The organism is Enterobacter cloacae complex sp. P40C2, assembly GCF_014930695.1.
Lineage (GTDB): Bacteria > Pseudomonadota > Gammaproteobacteria > Enterobacterales > Enterobacteriaceae > Enterobacter > Enterobacter pasteurii.
This window is the reverse complement of the sequence record NZ_JADBRP010000006.1, coordinates 282,213-307,382: the sequence shown is the minus strand read 5'-3', so window position 1 is coordinate 307,382 and position 25,170 is coordinate 282,213. Positions and strand designations below refer to the sequence as shown.

Here is a 25,170-nt window from a genome sequence, read left to right as displayed (position 1 = left end):
CAGATTGAAATTTTTGCGTTTACCGTATCAGGAAGGGAGAGAGCCTATGCAACGTTGCGGCTGGGTAAGCCAGGATCAGCTTTATATCGATTATCACGACAGGGAATGGGGCGTACCGGAGACCGACGGTAAAAAACTGTTTGAGATGATCTGCCTTGAAGGCCAGCAGGCTGGGCTATCGTGGATCACCGTGTTGAAAAAGCGGGAGAACTACCGCAACGCCTTTCACCGGTTCGATCCGGTTGCCGTTGCGGCAATGGGCGACGAAGACGTGGAAAGGCTGGTTCTGGATGCCGGCATCATCCGCCATCGCGGTAAAATTCAGGCGATTATCGGTAACGCGCGGGCTTACCTGGCGATGGAGCAAAACGGCGAACCTTTTTCGGCCTTCGTCTGGTCGTTTGTGGATAACGAGCCGAAGGTAACCCAGGCCGCCACGCTTGCAGAGATCCCAACCTCGACACCCGCCTCAGATGCCCTGTCAAAAGCGCTAAAAAAACGCGGCTTTAAATTTGTGGGCACCACCATCTGCTACTCCTTTATGCAGGCCTGCGGGTTAGTCAATGACCACATCACGGGCTGCTTCTGCCACCCGGAGGGAGAACATGATCCGCAAATGGGAAAGTGAGAATACCGCCCGGCTTTTGAGCCTGTGGCTTGAGAGCACAACCGAGGCGCACCCGTTTATTGATGCAGGCTACTGGAAAGCGAATGAAGCGATGGTGCGCGATGAATACCTTCCCGTTGCCGAAACCTGGGTATGGGAGGAGAACGGCGCCCTGCGTGGCTTTATCAGCGTGATGCAGTCCCAGTTCGTTGGCGCCCTGTTTGTCGCCCCGGCATTCATCGGAAAGGGTATCGGGCATGCGCTGCTGAACCACGTTCAGCAGCACTACCCGTATTTAACCCTGGAGGTGTATCAGAAAAACGTGCGGGCGGTGAATTTCTATCATGCTCAGGGTTTTCGCATTGAAGACAGCGCCTGGCAGGATGATACTCAGCACCCGACGTGGATCATGAGCTGGCAGGCGGATCGAACGCCGTCAGCGTAAGCTCTGGCCCCTGATATTTCTCGACCCATGCCAGCGCCGTATTTCCCGCGCAGCCGTTCCCCAGCTTCGAGCTGGGGAGATCTTTGGTCAGCACGTTTACGGCCCCGTTCTTACAAATGCCGCCCTCGTCCAGCGCCAGATCGGGCCATGCGCCCTGATGAATGCAGAAAACGCCAGGGCGGATCCCGTCACTCACCACGGCACCCGCCAGCACCTGCCCGCGCGCGTTCCAGACGCGAACGATATCGCCGCTGTGAATCCCCCGCGCTTTTGCGTCATCGCTATTCAGCACGATAGGCTCACGCCCGGCCACCGCATACTGCTCGCGCAGCGACGAGTAGTTGAGCTGGCTGTGCAGACGATGCGCCGGATGGGCTGAGAGCAGCTGGAGCTGCTCCGGCTGCGCATTGCCATGCCATTCGTCCGGCTCCAGCCACGCTGGGTGCGGCGGGCAGTCCGCATAGCCAAAGCTGGCGATGCGCTCGCTGTGGATCACAATCTTCCCGCTTTCCGTTTTTAACGGGTGATTCTCCGGGTCGCGACGGAAATCCGCAAAACGTATAAACCGCGCGTTCTGCTCGCTTTCCGGCATTTCGATAAGCTGATTCGCCTCCCAGAATTCAGCAAACGGCGGCAGCGTCACGCCCTGCGCGGCCCCGCGCTGGCCGGCAATCTGATAAAACGTTTCCAGCCATTGCAGATCCGTTTTACCTTCGGTGAAACGCTCGCGGCCGCCCGCTTCCCACATTTCGCTCAGGTCGGCAAAGACGTCAAAATCATCACGCGCTTCATCCCGTGGAGCGACGACGCGCTTCATCGGCACCATGTGCTGGTTGCTGTAATCCCCGGTCATGGTGAGATCGTTACGCTCGAAAGAGGCCGTGGCCGGCAGCACGATGTCGGCATGCTTCGCTGATGCGGTCCAGAAGCACTCCGAAATCACCACCAGCTCCGGCTTCTGCCAGGCGCGGATCAGGCGGTTAGTATCCTGATGATGGGTGAAGTTGGCCCCGCCCGCCCACCAGACAAATTTGATATCCGGGAAATGGCGGTCCTGACCGTTATGCTGATAAAACCCGCCCGGGTTCTCCAGGGCCTCAACGATGCGCGCCACGGGGATTTTATCTACGGCGTCCACGCCGCCCTGCACCGAGCCCTGCATAGAAGCCAGCACCGCCGCTTTACGCGTCGGATTGCCGCCGTTCGCAAAGTGATAGGAAAGACCAAAACCGCCGCCCGGCGTGCCAATCTGTCCGAGCATGGCGGCAAGCGTCACCAGCATCCAGTGCTTCTGCTCGCCAAACTGCTGGCGCTGCATTCCCCAGCCGGACATCAACATCGTTGCATTATTATGGAATAAGACCGCCAGTTCGCGGATTTTAACCGCCTCTACGCCGCAAATCCCCGCGGCCCACTCTGCCGTTTTGGCGACACCGTCGGATTTGCCCGTCAGATAGTCGGAAAATTTATCGAAACCCGTGGTGCAGCGCGCGAGAAATGCCGTATCGTGCCAGCCGTTCTCAACCAGCGTATGGGCGATACCCAGCATCATTGCCACGTCGGTACCCATATGCGGCGCGATCCACTCGGCGCTGTCCCCGAAGAAATCCATGGTTTCAGAGCGCATCGGGTCGATACAGATGATGCGCTTGCCGCTTTTACGCAGCGCATCGAAATACCCGATGCCCTGTTCGTCGGACGCATTCCAGGCAATTTTCAGGGTGTTGAGCGGGTTGGCGCTCCACAGCACCACCACCCCGGTATGCTCCAGCACCAGCGGCCAGCTGGTCTGCTGCTGGTATACCTCATTGCCTCCTACGACATACGGCATGATCGCCTGCGCCGCTCCGGTAGAGTAATCACCCAGATGGCCGGTATAGCCCCCGGCCAGGCTCATGTAGCGCTGCAGCAGGGTTGCGGCCTTATGCAGCACGCCGTTAGAGCGCCAGCCATACGATCCGGCAAAAATGGACGACGGGCCGTAGCTGTCGCGGATGCGTTTATGCTGCGAGTGGATCAGCGCCAGCGCGTCGTCCCAGCTTACGCGAACGAATTCATCCTGCCCGCGAATGCCCTGCGGTTTATCCGGCGAGGCCAGAAAGCCCTTACGCACCATCGGCCAGCGCACGCGGGTTTTGCTGTGAACCTGGTCGCGAACAACGGTCTGTAACGAGTTGAGGTGGCGTGAAGGCAAAGCCCCGCGGGACGACAGCACAGTATCGCCATCAGTTTCGACCAGCATTGGCCCCCAGTGGGCGGCGGTCAGAATGGTTTTGATTGAGGTGCTCAAAGCGTGCGCTCCTGGTTGCGTGCAGGTGTTCCGGCCTTTCGATGAGGCAGTTTAAGGTTTGTGACAAATTTCAGAGTTATGCACTGAATTTTCTCCGTATCCGGACGTCATAATCCACTGCCACGTTCGTCGTGGCAAAGAATAAAAAGGATTAAGGAAATAAGATGAAAAAACGCGTACTCGTTATTGCCGCTCTGGTGAGCGGTGCACTGGCTGTTTCTGGCTGCACAACCAACCCTTACTCCGGCGAACGCGAAGCGGGTAAATCCGGCATCGGCGCAGGTATTGGCTCGCTGGTCGGCGCAGGCGTGGGCGCCCTCTCCTCCTCCAAGAAAGATCGCGGCAAAGGCGCGCTGATTGGCGCAGCAGCAGGCGCAGCGCTGGGCGGCGGCGTGGGTTATTACATGGATGTGCAGGAAGCGAAGCTGCGTGACAAAATGAAAGGTACGGGCGTGAGCGTCACGCGCAGCGGCGACAACATCATCCTGAACATGCCAAATAACGTGACCTTCGACAGCAGCAGCGCAACGCTGAAGCCCGCAGGCGCAAATACCCTGACCGGCGTGGCCATGGTGCTCAAAGAGTACAACAAGACGGCGGTAAACGTAATTGGCTATACCGACAGCACCGGCGGCCAGGAGCTGAACATGCGCCTGTCGCAGCAGCGTGCCGATTCCGTGGCCAGCTCGCTGATTACCCAGGGCGTTGAAGCGAACCGCATCCGCACCAGCGGAATGGGTCCGGCTAACCCGATCGCCAGCAACAGCACGGCGGAAGGCAAAGCGCAGAACCGTCGCGTTGAGATCACCTTAAGCCCGATTCAGTAGGTGGAAGCAAAACGGCAACGTTCGTTGCCGTTTTTAGCGTTTGCGCCCTCTCCCACGGGAGAGGGTTGGGGTAAGGGCATCAGGCAACACCTTTCATAATGAACCACTTGCCATCGATAATTTTCCCGCTAAGGTATTCTCACTCATTTCAGGGAAATCAGCGATGCGCAAACCAGCCCGGGCCACCATCAGCGACGTGGCGAAAGCCGCCAGAACCGGTAAAACCAGCATCTCGCGCTACCTCAACGGCGAGAAACACCTGCTTTCCGATGCCTTGCTGGCGCGTATTGAACAGGCCATTGCCGAACTCGACTACCGTCCCAGCCTTATGGCGCGCGGCCTCAAGCGCGGTCGAACCCGTCTGATAGGCCTGATTATCGCCGACATCACCAACCCCTACTCCGTTAACGTCCTCAGCGGCATCGAAGCGGCGTGCCGTGAAAAAGGCTTTACCCCGCTGGTCTGTAATACCAATAACGAGGTTGATCAGGAGCTGCACTACCTCGATCTGCTCCGGAGCTATCAGGTAGAAGGGATCGTGGTGAATGCCGTCGGGATGCGTGAAGAAGGGTTAAATCGCCTGCAACAGTCGTCCCTGCCGATGGTGCTTATCGACCGTAAAATCCCGGAGTTTGCCTGCGATGTGGTCGGGCTGGATAACACTCAGGCCGCCACCACCGCCACCGAGCACCTTATCGAGCAGGGTTTCGAAGCGATTCTATTTCTGAGCGAACCGCTGGGTATGGTAAACACCCGCCGCGACCGTCTGGCTGCGTTTCGCGCCACGCTGGCGCGTTATCCCGGCGTAATCGCCGAAAATGCCGAAATCCCCCTGCACGAATCTGGCCAGATGGATAATACCCTGCGCCAGTTCCACACCCGCCATCGGGGGATGCGTAAAGCGGTGATCTCCGCTAACGGCGCGCTCACGCTTCAGGTGGCGCGCTCGCTCAAGCGTATTGGCCTGCACTGGGGCAGCGACATCGGCTTACTCGGCTTCGATGAGCTGGAGTGGGCAGAAATAGCAGGCGTGGGGATTACCACACTCAAGCAACCTACCTGGCAGATCGGCTATGCCGCTGTTGAACAAGTGGTTCGTCGAATTGAAGGCACCAGCGATGCCGTCCGCGAGCAGGTTTTTTCCGGCGAGCTGATCGTTCGCGGCTCTACCGCCCGTTAAACTCCCCTTCGTGACAGCGATCATAAATCCGGCATCCTGAACTTTTCTTTGGAACCGGTTCCATCTAGCGTAATACTATCGATTACGCGATGGAGTCAGGAAATGAGCAGGAAAATAATGGTGGTCACCGCCGCGTATGGCGCCGACCGTGTGCGTCAGGCGGGCGGACAGCGGGCGATGCTGCCCGTGATTGCCGCCGCAGGGGCGGATGGCGTCGAGATCCGCCGCGAGCTGTTTTGCAGCGATGAACTGCTGGCGCTGCCTGCGCTTGGCGAGTCCATTGAACTGCTGGGTTTGCTGGCGTGCTACTCGGCACCGGCGCCCCTGTTTATGCCAGACGGAACCCTCAACCCGGATCTCCCGCGCTATCTTGCCGAAGCCAGCACGCTGAACGCTCTGTGGCTTAAGGTCTCACTGGGTCATTTCAGCAACAAACAGCCGCTTCACTCCCTGCGCGCGCTGCTGGATGAAAGCGGCATGACGCTGGTGGTAGAGAACGATCAGACGGACTGCGGCCAGCTCGCCCCGATGCAGCGCTTCAAAGCCGCCTGTCGGGTGATGTCGCTGCCGGTTACGCTGACGTTCGATATGGGCAACTGGCTGTGGGTCGGCGACTCTCCGGAAGAGGCCGCGCGCCAGCTGGCTCCGGCCGTCAGCTATATTCACGTCAAAGCCGCCGTCCCCCACAAGGAGCAGTTCCGCGCCGTTGCCCCGGACCAGAGCGACTCAGGCTGGCGGGATCTGCTTAATCAACTGCCTGCCGACGCCCCGCGCGGTATCGAGTTTCCGCTCGAAGGGACGGACTTGACCGCCGTTACCCGTCATTACGTCAACCTGCTGCGCGAGGAGTAAACCATGCACAAGACGCTGGATGTCATCACTATCGGCGAGGCCATGGCGATGTTCGTTGCCACCGAAACGGGCGAGCTGAGCGCGGTTGAACGCTTTATTAAACGCGTGGCAGGCGCAGAGCTGAACGTTGCAACCGGGCTGGCGCGCCTTGGGCTGAACGTCGGATGGGTGAGCCGCGTGGGGGATGACAGCTTTGGCCATTTCGTTCTCGACTCGCTGAAAAAAGAGGGGATCGATGCCGAAGGCGTCACGCTCGACGGGCGCTTCCCGACCGGCTTTCAGCTTAAGTCTAAAGTCGAAAATGGAACCGATCCCATTGTGGAATACTTCCGCAAAGGGTCGGCGGCAAGCCATCTCTCGGTGGAAGATTATCACGCCGACTATTTTGCATGCGCACGCCATCTGCACCTGAGCGGTGTGGCAGCCGCGCTGTCGGCCAGCTCGTATGAGCTGCTCGATCGTGCCGCGACCACCATGAAGGCTCTGGGTAAGACGATCTCGTTCGATCCTAACCTTCGGCCGGTGCTGTGGAAAAGCGAGGCGGAGATGGTTGAGAAACTCAACCGGCTGGCGTTTCAGGCGGACTGGGTTCTGCCGGGTATAAAAGAGGGAATGATCCTCACGGGCGAAAGTACGCCGGAAGGCATTGCTGATTTTTATCTCAACAGAGGGGTGAAAGCCGTGGTGCTGAAAACCGGTGCCGACGGCGCATGGTTTAAAACCGCCGACGGTGAGCGAGGCGCGGTCGCCGCGGTAAAAGTCGACAACGTGGTTGATACCGTGGGCGCTGGCGATGGATTTGCCGTCGGGGTCATCAGTGCCCTGCTGGAAGGCAAACCGCTGCCGCAGGCCGTGGCGCGGGGCAACAAAATTGGTTCGCTGGCGATTCAGGTGCAGGGCGACAGTGAAGGCCTGCCAACCCGCGCGCAGCTTAACGACTAAATCCCCTCACCCCGGCCCTCTCCCCAAAGGGGAGAGGGTGCAAGTCATCCCCTCTACCCTTTGGAGAGAGGGTTAGGGTGAGGGGTTAACAACCTCAACAACAGAGGCAAGCCTATGAACAGTTCGACCAATGCAGTAAAACGCTGGTGGTACATCATGCCAATCGTGTTTATCACGTACAGCCTGGCGTACCTGGATCGTGCCAACTTCAGTTTTGCATCCGCCGCCGGGATCAACGAAGACCTCGGGATCACCAAAGGGGTATCCTCCCTGCTGGGGGCTCTCTTCTTCCTGGGCTATTTTTTCTTCCAGATCCCCGGCGCGATTTACGCCGAGCGCCGCAGCGTGCGAAAGCTTATCTTCATCTGCCTGATCCTGTGGGGCGCCTGTGCATCCCTCACTGGGGTGGTGAATAATATTCCTGCTCTGGCCGCCATTCGCTTCATTCTCGGCGTGGTTGAGGCGGCAGTTATGCCGGCGATGCTGATTTATATCAGCAACTGGTTCACGAAATCCGAGCGTTCACGCGCCAATACGTTCCTGATACTCGGCAATCCGGTCACCGTACTGTGGATGTCGGTGGTTTCCGGCTACCTCATCCAGTCCTACGGCTGGCGTGAGATGTTTATCATCGAAGGGGTTCCCGCGATCCTCTGGGCCTTCTGCTGGTGGGTGCTGGTAAAAGATAAGCCTGCCCAGGCAAAGTGGCTTTCGGAGGATGAGAAAGCCGCACTGCAGGCGCAGCTGGATAAAGAGCAGCAGGGGCTGAAAGCGGTGCGTAACTATGGCGAAGCCTTCCGCTCCCGTAACGTCATCCTGCTGTGCGCGCAGTATTTTACCTGGAGCATTGGCGTGTACGGCTTTGTGCTGTGGCTGCCGTCGATTATCCGCAGCGGCGGTGAGAACCTGGGCATGGTGGAAGTTGGCTGGCTGTCATCGGTGCCTTACCTGGCCGCAACCATCGCGATGATCGTCGTTTCCTGGGCATCGGACAGGCTGCAAAACCGTAAGCTGTTCGTCTGGCCACTGCTGCTGATCGCTGCCTTTGCCTTTATTGGCTCCTGGGCCGTGGGTGCGAATAATTTCTGGGCCTCCTATACGCTGCTGGTGATCGCGGGTGCTGCCATGTACGCCCCGTATGGCCCGTTCTTTGCCATCATCCCGGAAATGCTGCCGCGTAACGTCGCGGGCGGCGCGATGGCGCTGATCAACAGCATGGGTGCGCTGGGCTCGTTCTTTGGCTCGTGGTTTGTCGGCTATCTCAACGGCGCAACCGGCAGCCCTTCAGCCTCTTACATCTTTATGGGGGTGGCGCTTTTTGCCTCGGTATGGCTTACTCTGATCGTTAAGCCTGCTAATAATCAACAGCTACCCGTCGGCGCACGCCACGCCTGAATCTTTTAAAATCAACGGAGATTAGCATGAAGCCGTCCGTCATTTTGTACAAAGCACTGCCCGAAGATCTGCAAAAACGCCTGGAAGAACACTTTACCGTTACCCGGGTGAAGAACCTCAGCCCGGAAACCGTGGCGCAGCACGCCGACGCGTTTGCCAGCGCCGAGGGCCTGCTGGGTTCAAGCGAAAAGGTGGATGCAGCGCTGCTGGAGAAAATGCCGAAGCTTCGTGCAACCTCAACCGTTTCCGTGGGTTACGACAACTTCGACGTGGATGCGCTTAACGCGCGTAACATCCTGCTGATGCATACGCCACATGCCCTGACGGAAACCGTCGCCGACACGCTGATGGCGCTGGTGCTCAGCACCGCCCGTCGCGTGGTGGAAGTGGCTGAGCGCGTAAAGGCAGGCGAATGGACGAAAAGCATCGGCTCCGACTGGTTCGGCGTGGACGTTCATGGCAAAACCCTGGGGATAGTCGGGATGGGGCGTATCGGTATGGCGCTGGCCCGGCGCGCCCATTTCGGCTTCAACATGCCGATTCTCTATAACGCACGCCGTCATCACGGCGAAGCTGAGGAGCGCTTCAACGCCCGCTACTGCGAGCTTGATGCGCTGTTACAGGAAGCCGACTTTGTCTGCCTGATCCTGCCGCTGACGGATGAAACGCGTCATCTCTTTGGCAAAGCGGCATTTGAAAAGATGAAGAGATCGGCCATTTTCATCAACGCGGGTCGCGGCCCGGTGGTGGATGAGAAGGCGCTGATTGAGGCACTGCAAAACGGTGAGATCCACGCCGCCGGCCTGGACGTGTTTGAACAGGAGCCGCTGCCGGTAGATTCTCCGCTGCTGGCCATGCCAAACGTCGTCGCCCTGCCCCACATTGGCTCTGCGACTCACGAAACGCGCTACAGCATGGCGGCGACCGCAGTAGACAACCTGATTGCTGCGCTTAGCGGAAAAGTGGATAAAAACTGCGTTAATCCGCAGGTACGGCAGTAGAAACGAAAAAACCCGCCAGAAGGCGGGTTTTTGAATTTTGTGCTACTGGGTTGGAAGCTTACAGGCTTACAACGTTACCAGCTGCTGGGCCTTTAGCGCCGCTTTCGATGGTGAAGGAAACTTTCTGACCTTCATCCAGAGATTTGTAGCCATCGTTCTGGATAGCAGAGAAGTGTACGAACACGTCTTTAGAGCCATCGTCAGGAGTGATGAAGCCGAAACCTTTATCAGCGTTGAACCATTTTACCAGACCAGTCATTTTAGCAGACATAGAAATTACCTTATTAACAAATATATTGTGCCTTCCGGCTTTGATGGATTGCGTTACAGATTTTTAAGCGATGAAGGAAGGGTCACTACGAAGGGTATCTATGGATAACAATCTGGACTGCTTTACTAAACTGCTTTAGGTCTGTGTAACAAACCGACGAACATAGTTATACCGATGTGGTAGACGAATGACAAGCGTTATTTTCATTACGCATAAAAAAACCCCGCCAGAAGCGGGGATTTTTATTATTCCGTAGCAGCGACCGCTGCGCTCCATGCCTGGCTAAAGGCCTGGTGCTGGGACGCCAGCGGCCCGATCAGCGTATTGTACTGGCTCGCCTGCTGGGAGGTCGGGAACTGGATACCATTAGAGACGAAGCTCACCTGCGTACCCTGTTCACTGATAAAGTCACCCACCTGCACCAGCTGCTGAGTAAAGACCTGAGCGGCCGGGATCAGCGGCTGCAAGGCGTTTGACGGTTTGGTCACCACTTTCTCATACACCTGGTCGTAGACCGGTTTCAGATCTTCGCCCTGCTTCAGCGCGGAGCGCGATGCATCAGCCTGCATTTTGGCATTTTGCAGCTGCTGGCTCAGAACCCCAAGCGCACCGTTGGACTGGCGCAGTGGTTCACGCTGGGTCATATAATCCTGCGGCACGCGGATGGCATTTACGCTGTCCACGACCGGGCGGATCCCGGAATCCATCGCCTGGCTTACCTGCTGCGAATAGCCATACAGAATGGCGTAATCAGAGACGAATGGACCAAACTGTTTTTTCTGATCCGCAGTCAGCGTTGGTAAACGCTCGCCGCTACGCATCACTGTATTCTGGAGAAAATCGATAAACGCTTTGCGCTGATCGCCTTCCTTATCAAAACACCCGCTCAGGCTAACCACCATTAATAACGCCGCTACAGGCGCAAACCAGCGAGAGCAGGACTTTCCTGTCGCCATTTTATTACTCCTTTCACCCAAAAAAGCGCACACCGGCACACGCGTGCCTAACGCTGACAAGAATAGTCCAGGACAGCCTTGCAAGATAGACTTTTCATACAAAACGGGTATTCCCATTTTATGGCTTACTATTTACAAAAAAATACCTGACCCGCCCGATATATGACTAATCAGGTAATTAGCATAAATATCCATATAGCTGAAACGTGTAAAGCGATGGTGATCGCACAATTAATCACAGCCGTGACGATCCTGTGTCTGGTTTAGGGACTATTCTTAACAGGCTCTCTGATGTTCATGATCCCGATGTGTGATTTATGAGGAGTTCTCAATGGAATTAAAAGATCCTGAGTTTGAGCTGCTGAGCAGCCTGGAACAGATTATTTTTAAAGATGTACCGCCGACGTATACCCTGCAAACAAAGCCCAATCCTTTCAGTGAATTTGAGCGTTTACGCAAAGGATCGGGCCTGAAAACAGATGAATTCGCAAGAGCGATGGGTGTCAGCGTAGCGATGGTAATGGAGTGGGAGTCAAAACGCGAAAAACCTACTCCGGCCGAGTTAAAGCTGATGCGCCTGATTCAGGCGAACCCTGACCTTCGCAAGCAGTTAGCCTGATAACGTTTTTTTGCCCCCGCCCTTGCGGGGGCTTGTGTTTACAGACTTTCGCATCGCCATCCTGACTCTTCCCACACCAGCTCATGCGTCAGCTTCAGCCCTTTCAGAAAGGCTTCATCGTGCGATACCACCAGCAGCGCGCCGGGAAAATCGGCCAGAGCCGCTTCAATGGCCTGAACGGAGGCCAGATCGAGATGATTGGTCGGCTCATCCAGAAGCAACAGCTGCGCTGAAGCTTCACGCCACAACGCGCAGGCCAGCGCGGCCTTCAGGCGCTCGCCGCCGCTCAGTTCACCCAGAGGAAGCGTTACTTTTTCCGCGCCCAGCTGAAGCTGCGCCAGCCGGGTACGCAGCGTGCCCTCCTCGAGCGGCGTATTGCCCAGGTTGAGGTGTGTCATCACCGACTGCGACAGATCCAGCCGGGAAAGTTGCTGATCGAGACAGGCGCGCGTGACGGAGACGTTACAGGTACCGGAAACGGGGGCAGTTTCGCCCAGCATCACTTTTAACAGCGTAGATTTCCCACAGCCGTTAGGCCCGCGAAGCGCCACGCGCATGGGGCCGTCCATTCGCCAGTTTATCGGCGGGAGAGACACATGCGGAAGCACCAGATCCTGCAGCACCAGCACCTGCTTCCCTTGCGCAATTTGACTGCCCGGCAGGGTAAACATCACCGCGTTATCCGCTTCTACCCGCTCCCGTGCCTGGTTAACCGCAGCGTTAAGCGCATCATTTTGATCGCTATGCTGTTTTTTCCAGGAACCGATGCGCTCTTTCGCCGCCGCTTTGTACTTGACCCGTTCAAACGAGGCAATGTTGAGGCTATCGACCTTGCGAAGCGTTTTTGCTGAACGCCGCTGGCTGTCATCATGCTCTTTATGCATACGGGCGCGGGTACGTTTACGCTCGGTGGCGGCATGTTCCAGCGCAGCGCGGGCGGCCTGCTGCTCAGCGTCGCGCTGGCTTTTATAGTCAGCATAATTTCCGCCGTAGCTACGCAAGCCAAAAGCGCTCAGTTCAAGGATGCGCGTTACCTGCGCCAGTAACTCACGGTCGTGAGAGGCCACCAGCACGCCGCCCTGATACCGGGAAAGCTGCTCGTAGAACCATTCCCGGCCCTGCCCGTCGAGGTGGTTGGTCGGTTCATCCAGCAGCAGGTAATCCGCATCTTCGGTGAACGCGCCACACAGCAAGGCACGAATACGCTCGCCGCCGCTCAGCGCCGCTGCGGGTTTATTTGGATCGAACGGGGGAAGGTTTGCGGTGATGAAAGCATGGCTCAGACGTTCAGCCAGATCCCAGCGTCCCTCGAGCGTGTCGAGATCCTCGGGTTCATAAGTACCGCTGTCGACGCGTTTACGGGCGGCGAAGATCGCCTCATGGCCAAGCAGCCCGGCAAGCGTGGCGTGAGGGGAAATATCCTGCTGCTGGGCCACGTAGGCGTGCGAGCCAAAGCGCTCAACGTGCCCGCTGGCGGGTTCGTCTATGCCAGCCAGCAGGCGCAGCAGGCGCGTTTTTCCACTGCCGTTGCGGCCAACCAGCGCGCAAACCGACGAATCCAGAGAAAGATTCAGTGGACCAAAAAGGATATCGCCCGTCGCAAACTGACAGGTGACCTGATGCAAAACAAAAGAGGGGGACTGCGCAAAATGAGCCATAAGCACTCCTGAATGAAATCAAAACATCCCCTGCCGACGCGGTGCGTTTAGCAAGGATCGAAATTCATCAGTCGTGTTTGTTCATTTTTGGGGGGCGCTCCTGAGGACGAAATTTATCCGGAACAAGGATAGCGGTAATACGCTGCCCGTTTCAAGGTTAAATTTTCACCAGCGCTTTTGTCAGAGCAGAAAAACCCGCCGAAGCGGGTTTCTGATTCAGATAAACGCAAACGCATCGCCGAACAGGCGATCTTCCCGCGCGTCACGTTCGTTACAGAACAGGTCGCGGGCAATTTTCGCCATTTCAAAGCGACCGGCAATGTAGATATCGTGCCCGGCCAGCGTTCCGTGATCCTGCAATACCGCTGTCAGCACGGTACCGCTGCGCCCGCGCCAGCCCTCTTCCGGCTGCTCGACAACCGGCTCGATGCGCAGGTGTGGATGATTCACGCTCAGCGCTTCCAGCTCAGACAGATCGTAAAGGTGCTTCTCTTCACGGCCGCCCCAGTAGATGGTGATATCACGATTCGGATTGCGCGCCAGAGCGGTCAGCAGAATAGAGCGAACATAAGAGAAGCCCGTGCCACCGGCAATCAGGATCAGCGGGCGATCTTCGTCTTCACGCAGCCAGGCCTCGCCGTGAGGGATATCGACCACGATTTCACGCTCTTTCAGGATGCGGTCCATCACGGCCATCGCGTACAGGTTAAGCTCAGACGCACCAATATGCAGCTCAATAAATTCCTTCTCTGCAGGCGTAGAGGCCATAGAGAAAGGACGCTTATCACGCTCGTCCATCACGACCATCAGGTACTGGCCGGCACGGAATGAGAATGCCGCTTCAGGAACCAAACGGACGCGATATACGGTGTCGGTAATAGCATCTACCGACGTCACTTTACAGCTTAAGGTTGTCATTCGCTCTCTCTGTCGGGAAGTCTATAGGGCTAAACGGTCTTATTCTGCCTTACCGTTATTCATTATGGCCAGCTCGTCCCAGATCGCGTCAATGCGCGCGGTCACGGCAGGATCTTTCTCGATCGGGCGACCCCATTCACGGTCGGTTTCGCCAGGCCATTTATTCGTGGCATCCAGTCCCATTTTTGAGCCAAGGCCGGAAACCGGCGAGGCAAAGTCCAGATAATCAATCGGCGTGTTTTCCACTAACACCGTATCACGCGCGGGATCCATACGCGTGGTGATGGCCCAGATGACGTCATTCCAGTCGCGGGCGTTAACGTCATCATCGCAGACAATCACAAACTTGGTATACATAAACTGGCGCAGGAAAGACCATACGCCCATCATCACGCGTTTAGCGTGACCGGCATACTGCTTCTTCATCGTTACCACCGCCAGGCGATACGAACACCCTTCCGGCGGCAGATAAAAATCAACAATTTCCGGGAACTGTTTTTGCAGGATCGGCACGAACACTTCATTCAGCGCCACGCCCAGTACCGCCGGCTCGTCGGGTGGACGGCCGGTGTAGGTGGAGTGATAAATGGCATCTTCACGCTGGGTAATGTGCGTGACGGTGAACACCGGGAAGTTATCCACTTCGTTGTAGTAGCCGGTGTGGTCGCCGTACGGCCCTTCGGGTGCCAGCTCGCCCTGTTCAATGTAGCCTTCCAGCACGATCTCCGCACTGGCCGGTACTTCCAGGTCATTGGAGATACACTTAACCACTTCAGTTTTGGTGCCGCGCAGCAGCCCCGCAAAGGCATATTCCGACAGCGTGTCAGGAACGGGCGTAACCGCGCCCAGAATGGTTGCCGGATCGGCGCCCAGCGCGACGGAAACCGGGAAGCGTTCGCCCGGACGGGCCGCGCACCACTCCTGGAAATCCAGCGCGCCTCCGCGATGGGACAACCAGCGCATGATGAGCTTGTTCTTGCCAATCAGCTGCTGACGATAGATGCCGAGGTTTTGACGCTCTTTATGCGGCCCACGCGTGACGGTGAGGCCCCATGTAATCAGCGGTGCGGCATCTTCAGGCCAGCACTGCATAATCGGAATGGTGGTGAGATCAACCGCATCGCCTTCCAGCACTTTTTGCTGGCACGGCGCACCGCGCAGGCGTTTGGTCGGCATGTTCAGTACCTGCTTAAACTGCGGCAGCTTGTCGAACAGGTCGCGGAACCCTTTCGGCGGTTCCGGCTCTTTCAGAAAGGCCAGCAGTTTGCCCACTTCGCGCAGCGCCGTAACATCTTCCTGCCCCATCCCCATCGCCACGCGGCGAGGTGTGCCGAACAGGTTACAGAGTACCGGCATGGCGTAGCCTTTTGGGTTTTCAAACAGCAACGCCGGGCCGCCCGCGCGCAGGGTGCGGTCAGCGATTTCTGTCATTTCCAGATACGGATCAACAGGAAGCGTAATGCGTTTGAGTTCGCCCTGCTTTTCAAGCAGCGCCAGGAAGTCGCGTAGATCGTGGTATTTCATGCAGTTAATCATGGCCTCTCTGTAAGCGCTTCATTATACGGCGTAAGCCCGCGTGATGCTGTAATTTTGTTAAATTAGCGTGAACTTCCACGACTTACTCGCTTTTTGCCCATTATAATCACCTTAGCGATCCCGCCAGGGTTTTGATATGCTTGCGCCCCGAACAATGGGAAGAGTGATTATGCAGGCCTGGTATTTACTGTATTGCAAACGCGGGCAACTTCAGCGCGCGCAGGAACATCTTGAACGTCAGTCTGTTAACTGCCTGACACCCGTGATCACGCTTGAAAAAATGCAGCGTGGAAGACGCACGACCGTCAGCGAGCCCCTGTTCCCGAACTACCTGTTCGTTGAGTTCGACCCCGAAGTGATCCACACCACGACGATCAGCGCCACGCGCGGCGTCAGCCATTTTGTGCGTTTTGGCGCCCATCCGGCAAGAGTACCGTCATCGGTTATTCATCAGCTTTCCGTTTACCAGCAACCTGAAGATATTACCGATCCGGAAACCCCCTATGCCGGCGACAGCGTGGTGATCACCGAAGGTGCCTTTGAAGGCTTACAGGCCATCTTCTCTGAGCCGGACGGTGAAGCGCGTTCAATGCTGCTGCTTAACCTGTTGAACAAAGAGGTGTTGCAGAGCGTCAAAAACACCGATTTTCGAAAAGTTTAAAACTGCACGCCGAACAGACGACGCACGTTGTCATCGGTTCGTGCTGCCAGCCACTGGGCATCCTCTCCGCGCCAGTGCGCCACGCGTTCAGCTATGTGCCCCAGGTAAGCGGGTTCATTACGTCGCGATGCCGGTTTGGGCTGCATATCCCGAGGCAGCAAATACGGCGCATCTGTTTCAAGCAGCAAACGATCGGCCGGGATAACGGGCAGCAGCTCGCGCAGCTCAAGCCCACGACGTTCATCGCACACCCAGCCGGTAATTCCCAGATAAAGCCCGCGATTCAGGCAATCCAGCGCCTCCTGCCGGGAGCCCGTAAAGCAGTGCAGCACCGCGCCAGGCAGTTTATCCAGCCAGGGCTCCAGCAATGCCAGAAAACGTTCATGCGCATCGCGACAGTGCATAAACACCGGCATTCCCAGCTCTGCTGCCAGGGCGAGCTGGGCGGTAAACGCGTTTTCCTGCTCTTCAGGCGTTGAGAAGTTGCGGTTGAAATCAAGCCCGCATTCACCAATGGCAACGACTTCCGGCGTTTTCGCCAGGCGATGAAGTACTTCAGCACTTTCATGCGTCCACTGGCTGCTGTCATGAGGGTGCACGCCTGCGGTGGACCAGCAGCGTTGATAGCGTTGCGCCAGCTGCTGTGCCTGCTCGCTCTCGTGCAGATTGGTTCCCGTTAGCAACAGCCCGTTAACGCCAGCGGCAAACGCGCGCGCCACCACCTCATCACGGTCTTTTGCAAACTGTGAGCTGGTCAGGTTAAGCCCAATATCAAACATGGTATTCCCCATATGACAACCGCCCTGACGGGCGGCTGATTTTATTCTTTAGTGGTCTCTTCCGACTCTACGTCTTCATCATCACGCGTACGCCCCTTACCCACGTAGAAACGTGCGAAGAACACGCCGACTTCAAACAGGCAGTACATAGGTATTGCCAGCAGCGTCTGCGAGAAAACGTCCGGCGGAGTTAACAGCATCCCCACGACAAACGCCCCGACGAGAATGTACGGACGCTTTTTACGCAGATCGTCCGGTGTCGTAACGCCTACCCAGCAGAGCAGAACTATCGCCACGGGCACTTCGAACGCGACGCCGAACGCCATAAACAGCGCCATGACAAAGCTGAGGTAGCTGGCGATGTCCGTGGATACCTGCACCCCTTCCGGCGCGGTATGCGTCAGAAAACCAAAGGCCAGCGGGAAGACCACGAAATAAGCGAACGCCATGCCGATATAGAACAGCAGGGAGCTGGATACCAGCAGCGGGATCACCAGCTTACGCTCATGCCTGTACAGCGCCGGGGCGATGAAGGCCCAGACCTGATACAAAATAACCGGCGCAGACGCAATCAGCGACACCCAGAAGGTGAGCTTGATTGGGGTAAAGAACGGCGAAGCAACGTCCGTTGCGATCATCGTTGCCCCCAGCGGCATCTGTTTAATCAAGGGCGCAGAGACCACCTGGTAGATATCGTTGGCGAAATAGACCAGACACAGGAATATGAGGAAAACCGCAATAATGCAGTTTAACAGGCGCTTGCGCAGTTCAATGAGGTGCGCGATGAGCGGTTGAGTATCATCTACTGCCATGTTTACGCTTTATCACTTGAGGAAGGGGATGATTCGGAAACGGGTGCGGCAGGTTTTACTTCAGCCGCTTTCACCACGGGCTCTTCTGACGGCACCTGCTTTTTCATTTCAGGCTCCTGCGGCGATTGCTCTGGCGAAGCAGCCTGATGCTCCGCGCTGGAAGGCGTTACCCCCTCGCGCTGCTCCTCGCTGCCCTTCACCACCGGGTTATGGATGGTGTTAGCTTCGTCGCTCGCCTTTTCAGGATCGTTAATGCTGTATGAGCGCTTCATGGATTCGGCTGCTTCACGCAGTTCATCCATCGACGCTTTCAGCTCCGGCGTCAGGTTGTCCATGCTCGCCTTTTCAACCTTTTTCAGGCTGTCCTGAAATTCCTGAAGCTTAAGCTCCTGCGCCAGCTCGTTCTGCACGGTCGTTGCCAGCGAGCGAAGCGCACGCACCCAGCCCACCACGGTTTTCACCGCAACGGGCAAGCGCTGCGGCCCCAACACGATCAGACCAATCACAAATACCAGCAGTAACTCACCAAAACCAATGTCGAACACGAATTACACCTGCTCTTTATCGTGACGTTTAGCATCGTCCTTTTTGGCTTCATCCTGCTTGTCGGCGATGGACTTAGCAGTGAAATCAGCATCCTGACCGGTTTTATCCTGCTTATTCTCGTCATCGCTCATGGCTTTCTTAAAGCCTTTGATTGACGCGCCAAGGTCGGAACCAATGGACCCGAGTTTTTTCGTGCCAAACAGCAGCACAACGATGACGGCAATGATCACTAACTGCCAGATACTGATACCACCCATGCGTGTTCCCCAGTGATAGATGATTAATTAGTCAGATCGCATTATACGTATGCAACCCATCGATAGCGACGCTAATTCAGCGCGTTTTTCGCCAGCCAGCAAGCCAGACAACAACACCGGCAGCCATAATCCACGCAGGCATCATTTCCCAGTCCGGGCGATTGATCAATAGCAACGTGCCGCTTATCAGCAGCGTCGCGCCAATTCCGAAGAGATAGCGAGACTGCCCCTGACGCACGCGGCTGGATTGAAGCTCGTGCGCGATTTTATCCATGCTGTGCTGAAGGTTCTTGCTCTGACGCAAACTGTCGTAAACCAGCTCAGGAATTTCAGGCATTTTTTCAATCCAGAACGGGCCTTTCTCCTTAAGCGAGCGAACCAGCGCTGGAATACCGACCTGATCCTTAATCCAGGATTCGAGGAAGGGTTTAGCGGTTTTCCACAAGTCTAACTGAGGATAGAGCTGGCGGCCTACGCCCTCAACGTAAAGTAATGTTTTCTGAAGTAAAACTAATTGAGGCTGCACTTCCATATTGAAACGGCGCGCGGTGTTGAACAGGTTGAGCAGAACGTGTCCGAACGAGATCTCCGACAGAGGCTTTTCAAAAATCGGTTCGCAGACGGTGCGGATCGCAAACTCGAACTCTTCCACGTTGGTATCTGGCGGAACCCAGCCTGAATCTACGTGCAGTTCGGCCACCTTACGGTAGTCGCGGTTGAAGAACGCGATAAAGTTCTCGGCGAGATAACGCTTATCCTCTTTGTTCAGCGAGCCGACAATACCGCAGTCGATGCCAATATATTGCGGATCTTCCGGGTGCTCATAGCTGACAAAAATGTTGCCAGGATGCATATCCGCATGGAAGAAGCTGTCGCGGAAAACCTGAGTAAAGAAGACCTGCACGCCCCTTTCGGCCAGCAGCTTCATGTTGGTGCCCTGTTTTTCCAGCGCCACCACGTCCGAGACCGGAATACCGTAGATACGTTCCATCACCATCATGTTCTGGCTGCAATAGTCAGAATAGACTTCAGGAACATACAGCATCGGGCTGTTTTCAAAGTTACGACGCAGCTGAATGGCGTTCGCCGACTCGCGCAGCAGGTTTAGCTCATCAATCAGCGTTTTTTCGTATTCCCGTACCACTTCCAGCGGGCGCAGACGGCGACCATCCGGCAGCAGGCGCGGCACCCAGCGAGCCAGACGATAAATCAGCTTCATGTCCGCTCTGATAACCGGCAGGATATCCGGGCGAATCACCTTGATGACCACCTCTTTGCCATTTTCCTTCAGGCGCGCGGTGTGAACCTGCGCGATAGAAGCGGATGCCAGAGGCTGGATATCGAAATCATCAAACCAGGTATCGATGGGAATATTGCCCATCGCTTCTTCGATTTGTTTCTTTGCCCTCTCCCCATCAAACGGGGCGACGCGGTCCTGCAACAGCGCGAGCTGGTCGGCTATCTCCGGCGGGAAAAGATCGCGACGTGTTGAGAGCATCTGACCAAACTTGATCCAGACCGGACCCAGTTCCTGCAAAGCAAGACGCAGGCGTGTACCCAGCTCCTGATCTTTATGGCGATTCGGCATCCAGAACAGCGTGCGCCGCCAAAGCCGAAGCGGCAGGGTGATGCGCATTCTGGGGATAAGCTCGTCGAGCCCGTAGCTCAAAAAGGTGCGAACGATAAAATAGAGGCGCCGAATTTCACCAGGCGTCATTTGCCCTCCAGTTTTTCCAGCCGTTTGGTTAACGCATCCACTGCGCGCTCAACTGCCGCGGTCTCTTCTGCAAACCAGGCAACTTCCAATGGCCCCGGCGCCATACGCCACTCTTCGGTAAGAACCTCAGCAGCATAGCGCTGTTGACGCTGAAGACCTTTGCGCAAAAAAGCAGAACCCTTGCGCAGCGTTTTGCTTATCCCTTCAGCCGCGATATCGCCGATATAGGGCGCCAGCAGCTCCGCCGGGTCGAATTCAGCCTGGTCGCTAAGCGCAGCGAAGTTCTGTACCACCTGAATATCGCCCTGGACTTCCAGCTCGCCGCTGCGAATAAGCGCCGTCAGCTGCTGGCGATCGCGCAGTTTTGGCAACACGCTCATGTGCGTGATCACCGAGCAGTCAGCCTCGCCTTCCCACTCACCCAGAACGTCAAGCTGGCGTTCGCTGAAGACCAGCACAAGCGGCGTCGAGAACTCTTTTAAAACGATACGCAGTACCTTTCCGTTAAGCCGCTGACGTGCGGTTTTGAGCGCCGGGGCGCGATACAGAAAGGCATTCAATACATTCTCGATGCCTGCGGTGACTAAGGGTTTAATGGGCACGGGAAACCTCCACTCAGAACTTGTAACCACGATGCAGCGCGACGACACCCGCCGTCATATTGAAGTACTCCACGTTTTCAAATTCTGCATCCTGCATCATCGCTTTCAGCGTGTCCTGATCCGGGTGCATTCGGATGGATTCAGCCAGATAACGGTAACTTTCGGCATCGTTCGCCACCAGCTCGCCAATGCGTGGCAGAACGTGGAAGGAATACGCATCGTAGGCTTTGCTCAGCGGGTCGATAATCGGTTTGGAGAACTCGAGCACCAGCAGGCGTCCACCCGGCTTCAGCACGCGGTACATAGAGCGCAGCGCTTTATCTTTATCGGTCACGTTACGCAGCCCGAAAGAGATGGTGATGCAGTCAAAGGTATTGTCCGGGAACGGCAGCGCTTCGGCGTTGGCCTGAACGTATTCAACATTGCCTACCACGCCGATGTTGCGCAGCTTCTCGCGTCCCATTTTCAGCATGGAATCGTTGATATCGGCCAGCACCACGCGACCGGTTTCACCTACCAGGCGGGAAAATTTTGCGGTGAGATCGCCCGTTCCTCCGGCTAAATCCAGCACCGTCTGTCCACGGCGTACGCCGCTGCAATCAATGGTGAAGCGCTTCCACAAGCGATGAATGCCGAATGACATCAAATCATTCATCACATCGTACTTCGCCGCCACGGAATGAAATACGTGGGCCACCATGTCAGCTTTCTGCGCTTTGGCGACAGTCTGAAAGCCAAAGTGCGTCGTGTCTTGTGAATCGTCAACCATCTCAGAGCCTGCTAATCAGTCAAATGTTCGTGAAGTGTAACAGATTGGGCGCATTTGCCCTACGTTTCAACCACCGCGAAAGAAACGCGTCGGCTGCGCTTCTGGTGATAAACTCGCCGCTAAATCGTTGTCTTCATTGCGGGTATTTTGCTCAGCGTCGCCTTCGCGCAGGCGGAACTCTTCGTCCTGCGCGGTCGCCTGCTCCACCAGATCCGGATTAATCTCGCGTTTAACCTCCACCCCCAGGCTGCGAAACGCCTCCGCCTGCGCCAGCAAATTGCCGCGCCCGGAGGAGAGTTTTTTCATCGCCTGACGGTAATTATCCTGCGCCCGATCCAGGCTTTGCCCCACCGAGGACATATCGTCCACAAACAGCCGCATTTTGTCGTACAGCTTGCTGGCGCGATCGGCAATCTGCTGCGCGTTACGGCTCTGGTGTTCATAGCGCCACAGGTTGGCAATGGTGCGTAATGCCACCAGCAGCGTGGTGGGGCTGACCAGCATAATGTTATTTTTCAGCGCTTCGGTGATCAGTTCGGGCTGTCTGTCTAGCGCCAGCAGAAAGGCCGGCTCGACCGGAATAAACATCAGCACGTAATCCAGCGATCGCAGCCCCGGCAACTGCTGATAGTCTTTTCTGCCAAGCTGACGAATATGGTTACGTACGGAAGCAATATGCTCCTGCAGCGCCGATTCGCGGGTGTAGTCATCCTCGGCGTTGAAGTAGCGTTCATAGGCCACCAGCGTCATTTTCGCATCAATGACCACATCTTTGCCCTGCGGCAGACGCACAATCACGTCCGGCTGCATTCGCGAGCGCGCGTCAGTCTCGATGCTGACCTGCGTCTCATATTCGTATCCCTCGCGCAGGCCAGAGGCTTCCAGCACGCGGGTTAAAACGACTTCGCCCCAGTTCCCCTGCGCTTTGTTATCGCCTTTGAGGGCGCGCGTCAGGTTAACCGCCTCTTGCGCCATCTGGGCATTCAGCTGCTGGAGATTACGAATTTCATGCGCCAGCGTGTGGCGCTCGCGTGCCTCCTGACCAAAGCTGTCCTGCACCTGGCGGCGAAAGCCGTCCAGCTGTTCGCGCAGCGGCGTCAGCAGGCTGTTCAGGCTCTGGCGATTCTGTTCATCCACGCGGCGGTTGCTGTGTTCAAAAATACGGTTCGCGAGGTTCTCAAACTGCTCGCTAAGGCGCTGCTCGCTGTTGATCATCTGGCGGATTTTGTCTTCGGCGTGCAGCTGGGTGGATTCGAGGCGGGTGGTTACTTCGCGAAGATCGGCCTCCAGCGAGGTGTTGATATCCCGCAGGTTACGCAGTTCGTTATTGAGCAGTTCGCACTCGTCGCGCCAGTGAGCGCTTAACGAAAGCTGCTGCTTCGTTGCGCTGAGCTCGGCGACGATCTCCTCGCGCTCTGCCAGCTGCTCGGCTTTCTGCTGCGCGTGCTGATAGCTGGAGATGAGCCAGCCAATCCCCGCACTCGCCAGCGCAACTACCGCATAAATCAGGATTGAGATATCCACAATGCCCCCTGCATCCACGTATTACCCGCACAAAATAGAATTGTGCTGTATAAACGTCCAGTTTGAAAGGGTTTTCCTGCGAGGCGCTACGCAAAAAATAAAGGCCGAACGCGTCGGCCTTTACTCTCAGAAGAGAGGATTAGATCAGGCGGCGAGCCGCTTCTACCACGATTTTCACCGCATGGCTTTCAGTCTGCTTCATGGTTTCGGCGTTCGGGATCTCCTGCTGGGTACGGTTGACGATAACGCCCGCCACCATACCGGCACGCAGACCCTGGCTCGCGCACATGGTCAACAGCGTCGCGGATTCCATTTCGTAGTTCATCACGCCCATGGACTGCCACTCTTCCATAGAGCCTTTGAAGCGGCTGACCACGCGACCTGAGAAGGTGTCGTAACGCTCCTGGCCCGGGTAGAAGGTATCGGAGGATGCCGTGACGCCCACGTGAGTGGTGGCACCCACGGATTTCGCCGCTTCAACCAGCGCGGTGGTGCATTCGAAATCAGCCACTGCCGGGAACTCCATCGGCGCAAAGTGCAGGCTTGCGCCGTCCAGACGGACGGATGCCGTCGTCACCAGCACGTCGCCCACGTTGATGTGCGGCTGAATGGCGCCAGTGGTGCCGATACGCAGGAAAGTACGAATGCCCAGCTGCGCCAGCTCTTCAACGGCGATAGAGGTAGACGGGCCACCAATACCGGTAGAGCACACGATCACCGCTTTACCGTCCAGCTCCGCGCGCCAGGTGGTGAATTCGCGATGGGCTGCCAGCTTAACCGGCTTATCCATCAGCGCGGCGATCTTTTCCACACGCTCAGGATCGCCGGGGACGATAGCAAGCGTAGCCCCTTGTAAATCGTTTTTAGTGAGGCCGAGATGAAAAACATCAGACTTAGACATAGGTGACTCCTCTGTGGGTCGGTTAGTCAGAAGAAGTAAAACGGTACTTTACAGAAGCAACACGCATCATTTCGTGACACACCTCACCATGAATGAAAATGGTTGCAGTTAATTTCCACAAAATAGTGATTTACATCACATTAACAAGTTATAACGTAGGGTGCTGCACAAAAGATAGACGCTATGAGGCACTGTGGGTTGTTAACCTGGTGTCTATATTTATCTTTGCGCTAATCCATTCATTGGTACGGAGAATGCCATGACTGAAAAAACCGGTTTTGCACCTGCTGCTGCCCCGCATGCTTCAACCATCGTCTCAACTCCTGAAGAGGCTATTACCGCGGGCGAGACCTCCATTCCCTCGCAGGGAGAGAACATGCCGGCGTACCACGCGCGGCCAAAATCCGCCGAGGGCCCGCTGCCCATCGTGATTGTGGTTCAGGAAATATTTGGCGTTCATGAACATATTCGCGACCTGTGCCGCCGTCTGGCGCTGGAGGGCTATCTGGCCGTTGCGCCAGAGCTCTATTTCCGTCAGGGCGATCCTAACGATTACAGCGACATCCCGACGCTGTTCAGCAACCTGGTCAGCAAAGTGCCGGATGCGCAGGTGCTGGCCGATCTGGATCATGTTGCCAACTGGGCGGCGCGCAACGGCGGTGATGCGCATCGACTGATGATAACGGGTTTCTGCTGGGGTGGACGTATTAGCTGGCTGTATGCCGCGCATAATCCACAGCTCAAAGCCGCCGTCGCCTGGTACGGCAAACTGGTGGGGGAAAAGACCCTGAACTCACCGAAATATCCGGTGGATATCGCCACGGATTTAAATGCACCGGTATTAGGCCTGTATGGTGGCCAGGATACGGGGATCCCGCTTGATACCGTCGAGACCATGCGCCATGCCCTACGCGCGGCGAATGCGAAGGCGGAGATTGTGGTGTATCCGGATGCCGGACACGCGTTTAACGCCGACTATCGTCCGAGCTATCACGCCGAATCCGCGAAAGATGGCTGGCAGAGAATGCTGGCGTGGTTCAGCCAGTACGGCGGGAAGAAAGCGTAAAGTAAAAGCCCGGCGGCGGCTACGCCTTACCGGGCCTAC

The 25,170-nt window shown here is 56.5% G+C and carries 26 protein-coding genes; 11 read left to right on the top strand and 15 right to left on the bottom strand.

The genetic code is table 11. The features are described from left to right. The first annotated feature begins 46 nt into the window (after positions 1-46). Both tag and IM304_RS14140 read left to right on the top strand, forming a co-directional pair. Complete coding sequence (tag, locus tag IM304_RS14145) at positions 47-628, top strand: DNA-3-methyladenine glycosylase I (RefSeq protein ID WP_193355336.1); 582 nt, start codon at positions 47-49, stop codon at positions 626-628. Further along, on the top strand, positions 606-1,052 hold the full coding sequence (locus IM304_RS14140; RefSeq protein ID WP_176608992.1) for an N-acetyltransferase: 447 nt from the start codon (positions 606-608) through the stop codon (positions 1,050-1,052). Before tag ends, IM304_RS14140 begins: the two co-directional genes overlap by 23 nt. On the opposite strand, the gene IM304_RS14135 is transcribed toward IM304_RS14140, so the two are convergent. After that, positions 1,015-3,342, bottom strand: a complete 2,328-nt coding sequence (locus IM304_RS14135; protein WP_193355337.1) for a molybdopterin guanine dinucleotide-containing S/N-oxide reductase — start codon at positions 3,340-3,342, stop codon at positions 1,015-1,017. The genes IM304_RS14140 and IM304_RS14135 overlap by 38 nt on opposite strands. Before the next feature lie 164 nt (positions 3,343-3,506). Between IM304_RS14135 and IM304_RS14130 the strand changes: the two genes are divergently transcribed. The 6 genes from IM304_RS14130 to ghrB all read left to right on the top strand — a co-directional run bounded on the left by IM304_RS14130 (position 3,507) and on the right by ghrB (position 9,539). After that, positions 3,507-4,169, top strand: a complete 663-nt coding sequence (locus IM304_RS14130) for an OmpA family lipoprotein (protein WP_148421564.1) — start codon at positions 3,507-3,509, stop codon at positions 4,167-4,169. A 163-nt stretch (positions 4,170-4,332) separates the two neighbouring features. After that, positions 4,333-5,349 (top strand): LacI family DNA-binding transcriptional regulator, encoded by a 1,017-nt coding sequence (locus IM304_RS14125; protein ID WP_193355338.1) that lies wholly within the window; start codon positions 4,333-4,335, stop codon positions 5,347-5,349. Positions 5,350-5,451: 102 nt separating this feature from the next. After that, on the top strand, positions 5,452-6,201 hold the full coding sequence (locus IM304_RS14120) for a sugar phosphate isomerase/epimerase (protein ID WP_148421568.1): 750 nt from the start codon (positions 5,452-5,454) through the stop codon (positions 6,199-6,201). 3 nt (positions 6,202-6,204) lie between these two features. After that, positions 6,205-7,143, top strand: coding sequence for a sugar kinase (locus IM304_RS14115; RefSeq protein ID WP_193355339.1), 939 nt, complete (start codon positions 6,205-6,207; stop codon positions 7,141-7,143). A 114-nt stretch (positions 7,144-7,257) separates the two neighbouring features. Next, positions 7,258-8,538 carry an MFS transporter gene (locus tag IM304_RS14110; RefSeq protein WP_148421572.1) on the top strand — a complete coding sequence of 427 codons (1,281 nt, stop codon included), beginning with the start codon at positions 7,258-7,260 and terminating at the stop codon, positions 8,536-8,538. 26 nt (positions 8,539-8,564) lie between these two features. After that, positions 8,565-9,539, top strand: a complete 975-nt coding sequence (gene ghrB, locus IM304_RS14105) for a glyoxylate/hydroxypyruvate reductase GhrB (protein WP_148421574.1) — start codon at positions 8,565-8,567, stop codon at positions 9,537-9,539. Positions 9,540-9,597: 58 nt separating this feature from the next. Here ghrB and cspA read toward each other — a convergent pair whose 3' ends face one another. Further along, positions 9,598-9,810: an RNA chaperone/antiterminator CspA gene (cspA, locus tag IM304_RS14100; protein WP_003860775.1), complete on the bottom strand. Its 213-nt coding sequence runs from the start codon at positions 9,808-9,810 to the stop codon at positions 9,598-9,600. A 245-nt stretch (positions 9,811-10,055) separates the two neighbouring features. Further along, entirely contained in the window at positions 10,056-10,766 is a 711-nt protein-coding gene (locus tag IM304_RS14095; protein ID WP_148421576.1) for a DUF3053 domain-containing protein, read from the bottom strand. Between the two features lie 331 nt (positions 10,767-11,097). Here IM304_RS14095 and IM304_RS14090 point away from each other — a divergent pair, with 331 nt between their 5' ends. Further along, complete coding sequence (locus IM304_RS14090) at positions 11,098-11,385, top strand: HTH-type transcriptional regulator (protein WP_193355340.1); 288 nt, start codon at positions 11,098-11,100, stop codon at positions 11,383-11,385. Positions 11,386-11,423: 38 nt separating this feature from the next. On the opposite strand, the gene IM304_RS14085 is transcribed toward IM304_RS14090, so the two are convergent. The 3 genes from IM304_RS14085 to ubiD all read right to left on the bottom strand — a co-directional run bounded on the left by IM304_RS14085 (position 11,424) and on the right by ubiD (position 15,497). Continuing rightward, a complete protein-coding gene (locus IM304_RS14085) occupies positions 11,424-13,043 on the bottom strand; it encodes an ABC-F family ATP-binding cassette domain-containing protein (RefSeq protein WP_193355341.1) in 1,620 nt (539 codons plus the stop codon). Positions 13,044-13,259: 216 nt separating this feature from the next. Further along, a complete protein-coding gene (gene fre / locus IM304_RS14080) occupies positions 13,260-13,961 on the bottom strand; it encodes an NAD(P)H-flavin reductase (RefSeq protein WP_148421582.1) in 702 nt (233 codons plus the stop codon). A gap of 39 nt (positions 13,962-14,000) precedes the next feature. After that, positions 14,001-15,497, bottom strand: coding sequence for a 4-hydroxy-3-polyprenylbenzoate decarboxylase (gene ubiD, locus IM304_RS14075; protein ID WP_148421584.1), 1,497 nt, complete (start codon positions 15,495-15,497; stop codon positions 14,001-14,003). Between the two features lie 169 nt (positions 15,498-15,666). Between ubiD and rfaH the strand changes: the two genes are divergently transcribed. Beyond that, positions 15,667-16,158, top strand: coding sequence for a transcription/translation regulatory transformer protein RfaH (gene rfaH, locus IM304_RS14070; protein WP_148421688.1), 492 nt, complete (start codon positions 15,667-15,669; stop codon positions 16,156-16,158). Here rfaH and tatD read toward each other — a convergent pair. The 9 genes from tatD to udp form a co-directional block, all read right to left on the bottom strand. Next, entirely contained in the window at positions 16,155-16,937 is a 783-nt protein-coding gene (gene tatD / locus IM304_RS14065; protein WP_193355342.1) for a 3'-5' ssDNA/RNA exonuclease TatD, read from the bottom strand. The genes rfaH and tatD overlap by 4 nt on opposite strands. Before the next feature lie 41 nt (positions 16,938-16,978). After that, entirely contained in the window at positions 16,979-17,749 is a 771-nt protein-coding gene (gene tatC / locus IM304_RS14060; protein WP_148421587.1) for a Sec-independent protein translocase subunit TatC, read from the bottom strand. A gap of 2 nt (positions 17,750-17,751) precedes the next feature. After that, complete coding sequence (gene tatB, locus IM304_RS14055) at positions 17,752-18,294, bottom strand: Sec-independent protein translocase protein TatB (RefSeq protein WP_193355343.1); 543 nt, start codon at positions 18,292-18,294, stop codon at positions 17,752-17,754. Between the two features lie 3 nt (positions 18,295-18,297). Continuing rightward, the gene (tatA, locus tag IM304_RS14050; RefSeq protein WP_148421591.1) at positions 18,298-18,552 is read right to left on the bottom strand and encodes a Sec-independent protein translocase subunit TatA; all 255 of its coding nucleotides are present in this window, start codon (positions 18,550-18,552) and stop codon (positions 18,298-18,300) included. Positions 18,553-18,628: 76 nt separating this feature from the next. Beyond that, complete coding sequence (ubiB, locus tag IM304_RS14045) at positions 18,629-20,269, bottom strand: ubiquinone biosynthesis regulatory protein kinase UbiB (RefSeq protein ID WP_148421593.1); 1,641 nt, start codon at positions 20,267-20,269, stop codon at positions 18,629-18,631. Then, complete coding sequence (ubiJ, locus tag IM304_RS14040) at positions 20,266-20,871, bottom strand: ubiquinone biosynthesis protein UbiJ (protein WP_193355344.1); 606 nt, start codon at positions 20,869-20,871, stop codon at positions 20,266-20,268. Before ubiJ ends, ubiB begins: the two co-directional genes overlap by 4 nt. 13 nt (positions 20,872-20,884) lie before the next feature. Then, positions 20,885-21,640, bottom strand: a complete 756-nt coding sequence (gene ubiE / locus IM304_RS14035) for a bifunctional demethylmenaquinone methyltransferase/2-methoxy-6-polyprenyl-1,4-benzoquinol methylase UbiE (RefSeq protein WP_003860790.1) — start codon at positions 21,638-21,640, stop codon at positions 20,885-20,887. Positions 21,641-21,706: 66 nt separating this feature from the next. Next, positions 21,707-23,164, bottom strand: a complete 1,458-nt coding sequence (rmuC, locus tag IM304_RS14030; RefSeq protein ID WP_176609001.1) for a DNA recombination protein RmuC — start codon at positions 23,162-23,164, stop codon at positions 21,707-21,709. Positions 23,165-23,303: 139 nt separating this feature from the next. Next, positions 23,304-24,065, bottom strand: a complete 762-nt coding sequence (gene udp, locus IM304_RS14025) for a uridine phosphorylase (protein ID WP_003860792.1) — start codon at positions 24,063-24,065, stop codon at positions 23,304-23,306. 259 nt (positions 24,066-24,324) lie between these two features. On the opposite strand from udp, the gene IM304_RS14020 reads away from it, so the two are divergent. Continuing rightward, positions 24,325-25,131 carry a dienelactone hydrolase family protein gene (locus IM304_RS14020; protein WP_176609002.1) on the top strand — a complete coding sequence of 269 codons (807 nt, stop codon included), beginning with the start codon at positions 24,325-24,327 and terminating at the stop codon, positions 25,129-25,131. Positions 25,132-25,170: the final 39 nt, after the last annotated feature.